Genomic DNA, 12,592 nt, shown 5'->3' with positions numbered 1-12,592 from the left:
TTGTTCAAAACAGGAGGGAAATCATGAGAAAACCACAGGCATTAAAAACTGGAGATAAAGTAGCTATAGTGAGTCTTTCAAGTGGAATATTAGGTGAAGAATCATGTCTGCATCAACTTAATTTGGGCAAAAAGAGATTAAGAGAATTGGGGTTAGAACCCGTATTTATGACAAATACACTTAAAGGGACTGAATATCTGGAAAATCATCCTGAGGCAAGAGCACAGGATCTAAAAGAGGCTTTTCAAGATACAACGATTAAAGGAATAATAACAGCAATTGGGGGTGACGATACTTATCTGTTACTGCCTTATTTACTAGAAGATGAAGAATTCATACATAATGTAAAAGAAAATCCTAAGTTGTTTACAGGGTTTTCTGATACGACGATCAATCATTTGATGTTCTACAAATTAGGCATGGTTTCCTTTTATGGACCCAGTTTCATTACAGATATCTCCGAACTGGCTGAAGAATTATTGCCTTATACAAAGGAGACACTACAAGGCTATTTTGAAGGTTACGAGCAACAAGAAATTCGTTCGAGTCCTTTATGGTATGAAGAACGCAGTGATTTTTCCGAAGGGGCTTTAGGGGAAAATCGAAAGTATCATGATGAAAAATATGGTTATGAAGTTTTGCAAGGAACTGGAGTAGTTTCAGGTCCGTTACTTGGTGGTTGTTTAGAAAGTTTCTACGACATATTAACTGGAGGGCAGTATTCAGATCAAACAGAGATTTGTGAAAAATACCAACTCTTTCCTTCATTAAGCGAATGGGAAGGTAAAATCTTATTTTTAGAAACCTGTGAAGAGAAACCAACGCCCGATGTACTAAAAGAAGAACTGATTGCGCTAAAAAAAATGGGGATTTTTTCAGTAATCAACGGATTAATAATTGGAAAACCACAAGATGAGGTTTACTATGAAGAGTATAAAGAGATTTATTTAAAAGTGATAGAAGATAGTACAGTGCCAATTTTGTATAATGTTAATTTTGGCCATGCTTATCCAAGATGTGCTTTACCATATGGAATAAAGGCAACAGTGAATCTTGATGGAAAAACAATTGTGCTAGAGGAATCTTGTTTTGAAAAGTCATGAAGACAGGGATAGACAAATAATTATTAAATGAAGGAGCAAGCGAATGCGGTTAGATAAGTTATTGTTTGAGACAGGATTCGGCTCGCGTCGTACGGTCAAACGGTTGATAAAGAGCAAGCAAATAAAAGTGAATGGCCAGACGATAGCAGTGGATAATCTTAATGTGGATCCAGATTTGCAGGAAGTTACCGTCTCAGGTACGCGGATCCACTACCAGCCGCATGTCTATTTTATGCTGCATAAACCAGCCGGCGTGGTCAGTGCTGTATCCGACGCGTCGAATCAGACGGTGATCGATTTGATTGATCCATCGCAACGGGTGCCGGGGTTATTTCCGGTAGGCCGTCTGGACAAAGATACAGAAGGACTGCTCTTGCTGACAAACAACGGACAGCTAGGCTATCAATTGTTGATCCCTAAAAAAGAAGTGACGAAGTGTTATGAAGCTGTAGTCAATGAAAGAGTCACGAGCGAAGACCGAGCAGCATTTGCAGCGGGTATCGTCTTTGACGGAGGCATCAAATGCAAACCAGCTAAGTTGACGATTCTTAGCCATAGCGCTACTGAAAGCAGAGTATTACTGGAAATCAGTGAAGGTAAATTTCATCAAGTGAAAAAGATGTTCTTATCAGTTGGGAAAAAAGTCGTTTATCTTAAACGTCTTTCAATGGGACCATTGCAGCTAGACGAAACGTTGCCAATTGGCTCCTACCGTGCATTGCATATAGATGAGCTAACGGCATTGAAACCTTATTTCAAATGATTTTTTTGCTGGAATCGAATAAACGAGCTTGAATTTAGCCTTAGCCGCTGTTTGAGCGTGCTAGGCAGCTTTATTAGTCAAATGGGCTCGTAAACTAGCTCTCATTTGATCAGAACAAACAGTTTATTAGTCAAACGGGCCTGAATAGTGGCGGTAGATTGACTAATGCAGCCAGTTTATTAGTCAAATGAGCTCACATAGCGGTAACCGTTTGACTAATGCAGCCAATTCTATTAGCCGAACGAGCTCGAACAACTGCTGCCGTTTGACTAGTATCACTTGATATCGGAATGAAAATGCGTTTGGAGGAGATTGAATATGATTATTTTAGGTATGAAAGTATCGTTTCTCATTTATAATGCTTATTCTTTGAAAGATAAGCGCAGTGTGGTGAAAAGCATTATTAAAAAAACACAAAATAAGTTCAACGTCAGTATTGCTGAGGTTGAAGCACATGATACACTGAACCAGGGTGTACTGGGAATAGCTGTAGTAAGCAATGATCGCAAATTAAGTCAGCAAATTTTAGATCAAGTGATCCAAGAAATCGAAGATAATGGAGAAGTCGAGATCCACTCTATTGAACGACTAGAACTGTAACTAAAAAGAAGGCCCAGAGGAGTTTAGCTTCCTATGGTCCTTCTTATTTAGTTTCATGCTTCTTCCATTGGAAAGGGCGTTCCTGCTCGGATAGTTAAGTAGTCATCGCGAAAAGGGTGATTTGATTCACTATGCCACGGTTTAACATGACCGCTGAAGTGGATCAAAGCGGGTTCATTGCAAGCCTCAGTGTACTCTAAGTTCCCAATTTTTGTCGGATGTTTTTTTTCTTTGGTAATGATGTAAGCTTGTGCATTCCAACGCGGATGGATCATCAACCAACGATCATGCAAGATAGCATTTAGGGCATCTTGATCGTGAAATTTCAACTCATCTGAATTTTCAGTAGCGAATTTTAACACTTGTTCGGATATTCTTTCAGCGCGCCATTTTTCAATATCGATGACCATCATACCAGAATTAAAGTAAATATCGGAATCAGCTTCAATTTCCATAGCATCCAGACGTTGATGGAAACCAGCGTCTTCAACGGCTGCCAACAATTTATCGCCCAAGTCGAGGTTCCAAATCGTTTCAATATCCTCTTTAGCAATAATGTCACAGTCTAAGTAGATCGCCCGCTTGATATCCGTATGCTTAAGGTAATTAGGGATCGCAATTCTGAAGTAGGCCGTTTTAGGGATCCGATCACTTTCTACCATGCCTTCAAATTTGAGTGTATCAATTTGCAAATAACTGATTGAAGCATTGTATTCATTTACCATTCGATTCAAAGCATCCTTAGAGAGCAAGGAAATGTCGTCATCGATCACATAAAAGTTTATTTTCGTTTCGTCTTTTTTTGTTTTTAAAATCGATAAAATTAATGTAGCTAAATGTGGGACAAAGCCATCATTTGCAGCTAAAACGATTGTAATATCTGAATCATTCATATGATTTATCTCCTTTTAAGCACCGAACGTGAATATTCTGTCGTGCTTATTGATGTGTAATAGGCGAGTTAAGCATAATCTTTTACTATCAAATAATCAAACAAAACGCCTACCTTATCATAAAAGAACCCCGTGAAATGCTAAAAAATAGGCAAGCCAACTATTTAGTTAAAAAGCAGGATTGCGAGTATAATGATTTTGAATAAGAAAAATTGCCTGAAAAGGAGGTGTAGGAAATGACGGTCAAAGTAAGTTCAATTTATGTAAATTTGCCAGTAAAGGATTTGAGCCGGTCAATCGTATTCTTTAAAGCACTTGGTTTCGAATTTAATGAAGAGTTCACGGATAATAAGGGCGCAAGTTTGGTCATTAATGAGTCGATTTTTGTCATGTTGTTAACGGAAGAATTCTTTGCTAGTTTTACCCACCAGCAGATAGCAGATACTTCAAAGGAAAATGAAGTAATTCTTGCTTTACAAGTTGAGTCAAAAGAGGAAGTAGACGAACTCGTAAATAAAGCCATCGAACATGGTGCCCAAGACAAGACGACGGCATTGAGTGAAGAAGAGGAAGCGATGATGTATTACCGCCGAATCAGTGATCTAGACGGACATCTGTGGGAGATCATGTACATGGATATGAGTGCAATGGCAAATTAATGGCTGATCCAAAGACATAAAAAGAGCTGCTTATTTTTATGTCTTTTTTACTGATTTTACGAATGAGATAAAATACGGTAGAATGAAATAAAATGATAGTGAAAAGATAGGAGGTTAGATAAATGATAGAAATACATAATGTGCCACTGATCAAAGGGACACCGTACAGTGATTTAGAAAAAGGACTTTTAGCTTACAAGAAAAATCAGTTGTTTCAAATTGCTGAAAACCAGCATACACCGATTCGAAAGAGTGCTAAAAAAGCTGAAATTGTTGACCAGTTAAAACCAGTCATCATCGAAAAGGCAACGCATTTTTTTGCGCAATTAGATCCAAAGGCAGCACAAGTTCTTTCTGATTTAGCCAGTGGTGTATTGTTAGAAACATCTGCTGAAACACTTGCCGTTGTTCAGTCAAGTATTGAATCAGGCTACCTGTTCGCTTTTCAAGTGAATGACGAAGTGACACTTGTCATTCCAAATGAACTTCTCTCTGCTATTAATAAAAATAAAAAACTAGAAAATCCTGCTCTTTTCTTAAGACAGTTGGAAAATGCTCGAAAAATTTATGGTACATATGATTTAAAACAATTGGTTTCGGTATGGAATAAGTATTTTCCTCAATCGTTGACCATGGAAGAAGCGACTGCATTGATTGGAATGAGACGCTAATCGTTAATGGAACGGATTTGGCAGAGGAGGATCTAGGGATGGTTAAAAATAAAACACAAGAAACAACCGAAAATGTCGCAAAGTTTGTAGAAGAAATCGAAGACGAGAATAAACGGCAAGATACACATCAATTGATCCAATTATTCAGTCAAACGACGGGCCATGAACCTAAGATGTGGGGCACGGATATTATTGGTTTCGGGAGTTACCACTACAAATACGCAAGCGGGCATGAGGGAGATGCAGCTCTAATTGGATTTTCTCCAAGAAAAGCGCAATTCAGCATTTATCTTTCTCAACCGGACAATGAAAAAAGAGCAGAAAAGTTAAGCCGACTTGGCAAGCATAAAATGGGGAAAGGCTGTTTATATATCAAAAAAGTTTCTGATATCGATCCAGCTGTATTAAAAGAATTAACGCAAGACAGCATGAATTTTGTGAAAGAAACTTATACTGAGTCAAAAAAGGGCTGATCGCAAAGTTGAGAAGGTTTGATTTGGTAAATACACGTAGGTAAGGTGAGAATAAATTGACAAAATTAATTATTGATACAACTTGTGATCGGAACTTAGAAATGGAGCAGCAGTATGATTTCGAGGTGATCCCGCTCAGCATAACTTTGGATAATAAAACGTATTTGGATGGCGAAGAAATTACAGTAGACGCTGTTTACGAAGCGATGCGTTCAGGCGTCGTGCCAACGACTTCTCAAATTTCTTATGGATCTTTGACAAAAGCCTTGGATAAATCCATCCAAGAAAATGAAGATATGATCTACATGTCTTTTTCATCAGAGATGTCTGGAACTTATCAATTTGCTCACCAAGTTATTGAAGAGTACAAAGAAAAATATCCTGAGCGAAAGATCGCCCTGGTCGATTCAAGAGGTGGATCTGGCGGCGCAGCACTTATTGCTTTGCAAGCATTGAAGATGATTGAAGCAGGAAAGTCATTTGAGGAGATCGTTCACCAAATGGAGTGGAACATTGAGCATGTTTATTATAAATTTACCTTAAGAGATTTGAAATGGCTTGTTAAAGGCGGGCGTGTGAATAAAACGACGGGATACGTAGGGACAGCTTTGAATATCAAACCTTACTTAACGGTCGAAGATGGTTTTATCCAATTGAGCAAACTCGTTCGCGGACAGAAGAAACTTTATAAAAAATTGATCGACGATGTAAAAAAAGGTGCAGAGAACTTTAAGGACCAAACTATCGGCATTAGCCATGGCGATGATGAAGAAACAGCCAGAAAAATTGAAGCCATGATAAAAGAAGAGTTGCCAGAATGCCAAACGCAACTGTTTAGATTAGGTTCAGTACTAGGAACACACATCGGAATTGGCGGTGTTGGAGTCTTTTACTTTGACGAACGCCCAGAATGGTATCAAAACTAGATAGAAAAAATGCCGCTCTTCGGTGTAAGGGCGTTTCACGACGGAGTAACGCCAAATAGTCGCTCAACACATTCGTGCACCTTGTCTTAAGCGAAGAGTGAGACCAGTTTTTGGTGCTGCTCTTCGGTAGAATGGCGTTTCATGAATGAGTGGCGACTAGATAGTCATGCTATTCAACTACAAAAAAAGAAGAGGTTGAGACAAAAGTCTCGATCTCTTCCTTTTTGATGTTATAAATTAGTGATTAAAGCGGGTGTTGCGAAGTTTTGAACTGACTCTTCAAAAAGACGAATGTCACGACAAAGGCTAATGCTTCAGCAATTGGGACAGCTGCATAGATGCCAGTGAGTTCAAAAATAGGCGACAGTATCAGAATTAATGGAATCAAAAAGATGATTTGGCGAGCTAAGTTTAAAAAACTGGCCAAGCGTACTTTTCCAACGGCTTGAAAGTAGCTGGCCCAAACGATTTGGATGCCGACTAGCGGGAAAGCTGCGGTCCATATGCGAATGGCTTCTACCCCTAAAGAAACAACAGCTGGTTCTTGGTTAAATAAGGTTATAACAAATTCAGGGAAGAACTGAAAGATCAAGAAACCAGTTGTACTAATGATCCCGCCAATGACGGTGGCTATTTTCAAAGCTTGTTTTACACGATCGGGTCGATCTGCTCCAGTATTGTAACTGATGATCGGCTGGAGACCCTGGATCAATCCAGCAACCATCATGATAATAAGGGTGGTCGCACTCGTTATGATACCCGCAACTGATATGGCGATGTCTCCGCCATAAATAACTAAACTTGCATTGATCACGATATTTAGAACACTATTTGCAATTTGTAGTAAAAATGCTGGTATTCCAGTCGTTAAAATATCTTTTACGTATGCTGCTCGTAGTTTCATATTTTGAATAGCTAACTGGACATTTGCTCTAGGCCCTAAGAAATAGGCAAGTTGCCAGACCATAGACAGAAATTGACCGCCAATCGTAGCGTAAGCAGCACCTTTCATTCCCAAGCCCATTTGAATAATAAAGATGTAATCAAAAATGATATTGAATCCGGCACCGATCATCATACTGATCATGGAATTACGCGGATTTCCGTCTGCTCTTGAAAAATTATTCAATGACATGGCGACACTTTGAAAAACAGCTCCATATAAAATGACACTCAGATAATCAGTAGCGAATGGAAGAACATCACTGCTGGCACCAAGAGCTTGCAGGATCGGTTCGATAAAAATATTTCCTAATATCATAAAAAGCAGTCCAGCAATAATAGCTAACATTACACCGTTTCCTAAAAAGAACTTAGCTTTTTCTGTTTCCTTCTTACCTAAACTAATGGAAAAACGTGTAGATCCTCCAATACCTACCATTAAGGCAAATGCCAGCAAGACCAATGTTACAGGGAATGTAATGGACACGGCTGCTAAGCCTAGAGAACCTAATACCGGATCATTCCCAATAAATATCCGGTCGACAACGTTGTAGATCGCATTGACCAGCATCCCGATAATTGCCGGTATCGAGAATTCGACTAATAGTTTTGGAATAGAGTCGGTCTCGAGTCGATTTTTCTTGATAATGATGCACCTTCTTTTTCAATAATATGTTTAAAGCCTCGTTAAAATATAACAATGATAGTATTTTAAGTCAATGATAAGAGCCCTATAAGTACTGTTAAAACAAGATTTCCAGAAAAAATTTTTTATAAAAATCAGTTATTTAATAATGCGTATTATTTTGTTAAAAAAATTACATCAGCTATACTAGTTAATGTAAAGATACTCATTATAAAGAAAAGGAGATGTTGATTATGACCGATACTGTAACAAATTCAGTTAGTTCAGGGTTAAATTCATTCGTTGATTTTCTGCCGACACTATTAGGAGCTATCCTACTATTAATACTAGCATGGGTCGTTGCTACAGTAGTTAAAAAAGCTGTTCAAAAAGGGCTTAAAGTAGCCGGATTTGGCAAACTTTTAACAAAGTGGAGTGTAACGAATTCGCAAGAACAAGCTGAAACGACCATCGATTCTCTATCACAAGTCCTATATTTCTTAGTTTGGTTATTATTCTTACCAGGTATCTTGGGTATGTTGGGATTAGATGCGGTTGCTAGACCAATTTCTAATATGTTTGATACAGCTCTGAACTTCTTCCCTAATATGTTCGCAGCTGTCGTTATCATGGCTATTGGAATAATTGTGGCTCGTTTTGTTAAAAATCTTGTTTACAACTTGGCATTGACGTTAGATGTTGACAAATGGGTCTCTAAACTTACAACTTCTAAATCAGCAGTAGAAGCAGCACCTTCTGCTGGTCAAAAGAGTACGATGGCTAAAGTATTAGGAAACATTGTATATATTATTATCTTGATCCCAATCGTTACGATTGCTTTAGAAACATTAAATATCCAAACGATCTCTCGTCCGATCGTTGGCGTACTAAATCAAGTGTTAGCTGCTATTCCAAATGTTATCGTAGCAGTCATTTTATTAGCAGTTGGTGTCGCTATTGCTAAATTTGTGGGTGAACTTTTAACTGATTTACTATCAAGTACAGGCATCAATAATTTAACTAAATTGATTAAAAATTCAGGAAATATGAATTTTGATATCGCTAAAATTATTGGGCAAATCGTAGCTGTTGTTATCGGTGTTTTCTTCACAGTTGAAGCATTGAACGTCTTAAACTTAGAAGTTTTGAATACGATCGGTTCAGCAATGATCGCATACTTGCCGCTTGTTATTAGTGCATTGATCATTTTAGGAGTCGGTGTTGTAGGCGGATCAGTCTTAGGAGGATTTGTTACAAAATCAACTGGGAATAAATTTGCCGGTGAAAGTTTGAAATATATTCTGATCGTTCTATCTGTCTTCATGGCTTTAGATCAATTGAAATTCGCTACAAGTATTGTTAATTTGGCCTTTATCTTGATCTTAGGTGCATTGTCTGTTGCCTTCGCAATTGCGTTTGGTATTGGCGGACGTGACTTCGCTAAGAGTCAGTTAGCTGAATTAGACAAGAAGATGGACAAAGAAAGCAAATCACCAAACGACCAAGGTCCAACGTTATAACAGACATACTTTTCATAAAGTTGAACTTCTAATAAAGTAGTTCGGCTTTATTTTTTTTTTTAACAGAAAAAAGTCTATATATCAAAGGGTGTTAGTGTTCCAAAATAAATTTCCTCTGGAATAACGGTTTTGCTTGTGGAGAGCCATGGAAACGTCTGAAGCCTAAAAGGAAGTCTTCAGGCTTTCAAGCCTCAAATAGAGCTTAATCGCTAAAGCGTTAAAGCTCTATAATTCGCATTGAATTCTTTACATGGCTACAAGCAACCCTATTCCGCCTGAAATTGCGAGTGAGTGCTCCAACTGATCTATCAATCCTAAAAATGGCGACTTATAATGTGTTAAAAGAAATTTCTTCTGGAATAACGGTTTGCTTGTGGAGAGCCATGGAAACGCCTGAAGCCTAAAAGGAAGTCTTCCAGGCTTTCAAGCCTCAAATAGAGCTTAATCGCTAAAGCGTTAAAGCTCTATAATTCGCATTGAATTCTTTACATGGCTACAAGCAACCCTATTCCGCCTGAAATTTCGAGCGAGTGACTAAACTAATCTATTACCACCAAAATTAGTGTTGGTTCGAGTAACTGAGAACCTGATTTGCAATTGAGTAGCCTGAACGAGCGTTAGTTCGAGTAACTGAGAAGCTGATTTGTATTTGAGTAGCCTGAACGAGCGCTAGTTCGAGTAACTGAGAAGCTGATTTGTATTTGAGTAGCCTAAATGAGCGCTAGTTCGAGTAACTGAGAAGCCGATTTGCAATTGAGTAGCCTAAATGAGCGCTAGTTCGAGTAACTGAGAAGCCGATTTGCAATTGAGTAGCCTGAACGAGCGTTAGTTCGAGTAACTTAAAATAGTGGACCATTTTATTTGAATTCTTGATAGGGCTACAAGCAATTCCTATTCCAATAGAAATTTTGAATAAGAAATTTAATTAATTTATCACACTAATAAAGATAGACGTGTACCAAGACAGATTTTATCTTTAGTCAATTTTATGGTAGACTTAATATGAGTAGTAAAGTGGGTACTTGCATGGATAGTTGATGAAAGCAAAAAAATTTCCTGTCAAATTGATTGATCAGTGAATGCTCAAACAGTAAAGTCGTTTGTTCTAAAGCAATTATCTTTTTGTTTTCTTCAGCAATTCTCAATCAAGTAAATACTTAGGTTACTGAAAATATAAGGGATGTGTCGTATATTTGAATATACTTACGGAAAAATTAAAAGAAGTTTCGCTCTCTGTTTTACCGATCGTTGTGATCGTTTTGATCTTACATTTTACCATAGCGCCACTTGAAACCAATCTGTTATTGCGTTTCTTACTAGGTGCATTATTTATTGTTATTGGATTAGCTATCTTTTTATTTGGGACCGATATAGGAATTAGCCCGATTGGGACCAATTTAGGAAAAGGAATGGCCAAGAGTAACAAAGTTTGGATCGTCGCTGTTGCCGGCATCGTGCTAGGGTTTTTTATCTCAATAGCGGAACCGGATCTGCATATCTTAGCCAACCAGATCGCAGATGTAACTGGAGGAGCTATCAGCAATATGAGCATATTGCTTTATGTTTCTATTGGGATCGCGGTGATGATGACGATTGGTCTGTTGCGGATCGTGTTTAATATTCCTTTGTACAAATTGTTGACAGGGATTTATAGTGTCATCTTTATATTAGCATTATTTACATCAAATGAATTTTTAGCTATTGCATTTGATGCTTCTGGAGCGACTACAGGTGCGTTGACCGTACCTTTTATGTTGGCTTTAGCATTAGGTGTATCAACCTTGAAAAAAGACGGCAAGGCATCTGAAAAAGATAGCTTTGGATTAGTAGCCATTTCTTCTTCAGGAGCCATTATCGCAGTTATGATGATGAATATTTTTGGCGGCCAGGATGAGCTTGTAGGAAGTTTATCAGTAGATACGGCTGGATCAGATTCCATCATAGCACCATTTATTCATTATTTTCCTATTATTATGACCGAAATTCTGGTCGCTTTAGTTCCAATCGTATCTATTTTCTTACTTTATCAAGTCTTCTTTTTGAAATTATCGAAAAAGAAATTAGTTAAAATCATGAAAGGTATCTTTTATGTTTTCTTTGGTTTAGTTATCTTTTTAGTTGGAGTAAATGCTGGTTTCATGGATGTTGGAAGTGTGGTAGGATATACTGTAGCAGCATTGGACAACACTTTTTATGTCTTGATCGTTGCTTTCGTACTAGGGATCGTAACTATTTTAGCCGAACCGGCTGTTTATGTTTTAACAAATCAAATCGAGGATGTCACAAATGGTTACGTTACAAGAAAAGTTGTTCTGACAGCACTATCGATCGGTGTTGGATTAGCAGTCCTTTTATCAATGATTCGAATTTTGGTTCCAAGCTTGCAATTATGGCATTTCCTTTTACCTGGTTACATCTTGGCTATCGGATTAATGTATGTCACGCCTAAGATGTTTGTCGGGATGTCATTTGATGCTGGTGGTGTAGCTTCCGGCCCCATGACTGCAACTTTCATTTTAGCGTTTGTCCAAGGTGCAGCTGAATCGATCGAAGGCGCAAATGTTTTACTAGATGGATTTGGCATGATCGCAATGGTGGCTATGATGCCCATCATTACATTAGAAATACTTGGTATACTATTCAAAATTAAATCTCGTAAGGGAGGATTCCACGCGAATGAGTAATACGGTTATTCAAGGTGTCGACTATGACGTGCTATTCTTAGTCGTTAATAGTGGAACCGGAAGTAAAGCATTGCAAATTGCTAAAAAGAGTGGTGTTTCAGGTGGAACCGTTTTTCGCGGTTTAGGAACAGCTTCTAATTCAGCGTTGAAATTTTTTGGTCTAGAGGATGTCAGAAAAGAAGTTCTGATCATGGCCGCACGCAAAGAAGTAGCTGAAACAGCCTTAAATGATTTAACTGAAAAATTACAATTGAAAAAAAGAAATCGTGGGATCGCGTTTACGATCCCCATTGCAAATTTATTGGGAAACCGTAACTGCGTCTATGATAAAGATGCTCACGGCAGAAAGGTTGAGGATAGTATGCACCAAGCTATATTTACGATCGTTGATCGTGGCCAAGCAGAAGAAGTGATTGACGCTGCCGTTGCAGCTGGATCGCAAGGAGGAACAGTTATCAATGCCCGTGGTTCTGGTAGCCACGAAACAAGCCGACTTTTCTCAATGAATATCGAACCAGAAAAAGAAGTTGTGATGATCCTTACCGAACAACAAACGACAGATGCAGTAGTAGCATCGATAAGCAATGCCCTGAAAATCGAACAACCTGGAAACGGTGTACTCTTCACAATGGACGTAACCAACACGAGAGGCTTATTTTAAAAGATCCCAATTTTTATTAGACTTATTTAAAGATGAAATCCCCAAAAAGACTAAGGTCCTATGGGGATTTTT

At 38.2% G+C, this 12,592-nt stretch carries 12 protein-coding genes; 10 read left to right on the top strand and 2 right to left on the bottom strand.

From position 1 onward, the window contains the following. Positions 1-23: 23 nt before the first annotated feature. The 3 genes from BR50_RS01695 (at position 24) to BR50_RS01685 (ending at position 2,466) form a co-directional block, all read left to right on the top strand. Entirely contained in the window at positions 24-1,103 is a 1,080-nt protein-coding gene (locus BR50_RS01695) for a S66 family peptidase (protein ID WP_034545565.1), read from the top strand. Positions 1,104-1,146: 43 nt separating this feature from the next. Further along, positions 1,147-1,866: a pseudouridine synthase gene (locus tag BR50_RS01690; RefSeq protein WP_034545563.1), complete on the top strand. Its 720-nt coding sequence runs from the start codon at positions 1,147-1,149 to the stop codon at positions 1,864-1,866. Positions 1,867-2,184: 318 nt separating this feature from the next. Further along, a complete protein-coding gene (locus BR50_RS01685; protein WP_034545561.1) occupies positions 2,185-2,466 on the top strand; it encodes a DUF503 domain-containing protein in 282 nt (93 codons plus the stop codon). 53 nt (positions 2,467-2,519) lie between these two features. Here BR50_RS01685 and BR50_RS01680 read toward each other — a convergent pair whose 3' ends face one another. Beyond that, on the bottom strand, positions 2,520-3,359 hold the full coding sequence (locus tag BR50_RS01680; protein WP_034545559.1) for a glycosyltransferase family 8 protein: 840 nt from the start codon (positions 3,357-3,359) through the stop codon (positions 2,520-2,522). A gap of 236 nt (positions 3,360-3,595) precedes the next feature. Between BR50_RS01680 and BR50_RS01675 the strand changes: the two genes are divergently transcribed. The 4 genes from BR50_RS01675 (at position 3,596) to BR50_RS01660 (ending at position 6,088) form a co-directional block, all read left to right on the top strand. Next, positions 3,596-4,018, top strand: a complete 423-nt coding sequence (locus BR50_RS01675; RefSeq protein WP_034545557.1) for a VOC family protein — start codon at positions 3,596-3,598, stop codon at positions 4,016-4,018. A gap of 122 nt (positions 4,019-4,140) precedes the next feature. Further along, on the top strand, positions 4,141-4,689 hold the full coding sequence (locus BR50_RS01670) for a hypothetical protein (protein ID WP_034545555.1): 549 nt from the start codon (positions 4,141-4,143) through the stop codon (positions 4,687-4,689). Positions 4,690-4,727: 38 nt separating this feature from the next. Continuing rightward, a complete protein-coding gene (locus tag BR50_RS01665; protein ID WP_034545552.1) occupies positions 4,728-5,162 on the top strand; it encodes a DUF1801 domain-containing protein in 435 nt (144 codons plus the stop codon). A gap of 56 nt (positions 5,163-5,218) precedes the next feature. Continuing rightward, entirely contained in the window at positions 5,219-6,088 is an 870-nt protein-coding gene (locus tag BR50_RS01660; RefSeq protein ID WP_034545549.1) for a DegV family protein, read from the top strand. Positions 6,089-6,332: 244 nt separating this feature from the next. On the opposite strand, the gene BR50_RS01655 is transcribed toward BR50_RS01660, so the two are convergent. Then, positions 6,333-7,646 (bottom strand): MATE family efflux transporter, encoded by a 1,314-nt coding sequence (locus BR50_RS01655; protein WP_281247052.1) that lies wholly within the window; start codon positions 7,644-7,646, stop codon positions 6,333-6,335. 263 nt (positions 7,647-7,909) lie between these two features. Here BR50_RS01655 and BR50_RS01650 point away from each other — a divergent pair, with 263 nt between their 5' ends. The 3 genes from BR50_RS01650 to BR50_RS01640 all read left to right on the top strand — a co-directional run bounded on the left by BR50_RS01650 (position 7,910) and on the right by BR50_RS01640 (position 12,520). After that, positions 7,910-9,175, top strand: a complete 1,266-nt coding sequence (locus BR50_RS01650; protein WP_034545544.1) for a mechanosensitive ion channel — start codon at positions 7,910-7,912, stop codon at positions 9,173-9,175. Between the two features lie 1,193 nt (positions 9,176-10,368). Beyond that, a complete protein-coding gene (locus BR50_RS01645; RefSeq protein WP_034545542.1) occupies positions 10,369-11,859 on the top strand; it encodes a DUF1538 domain-containing protein in 1,491 nt (496 codons plus the stop codon). Beyond that, positions 11,852-12,520 (top strand): P-II family nitrogen regulator, encoded by a 669-nt coding sequence (locus BR50_RS01640; protein ID WP_034545539.1) that lies wholly within the window; start codon positions 11,852-11,854, stop codon positions 12,518-12,520. The genes BR50_RS01645 and BR50_RS01640 overlap by 8 nt, the downstream gene beginning before the upstream one ends. Positions 12,521-12,592 lie beyond the last annotated feature (72 nt).

Source organism: Carnobacterium alterfunditum DSM 5972 (assembly GCF_000744115.1).
Classification (GTDB): domain Bacteria; phylum Bacillota; class Bacilli; order Lactobacillales; family Carnobacteriaceae; genus Carnobacterium_B; species Carnobacterium_B alterfunditum.
The sequence above is the reverse complement of the archived record's forward strand: the minus strand, read 5'-3'. Positions and strand labels throughout refer to the sequence as shown.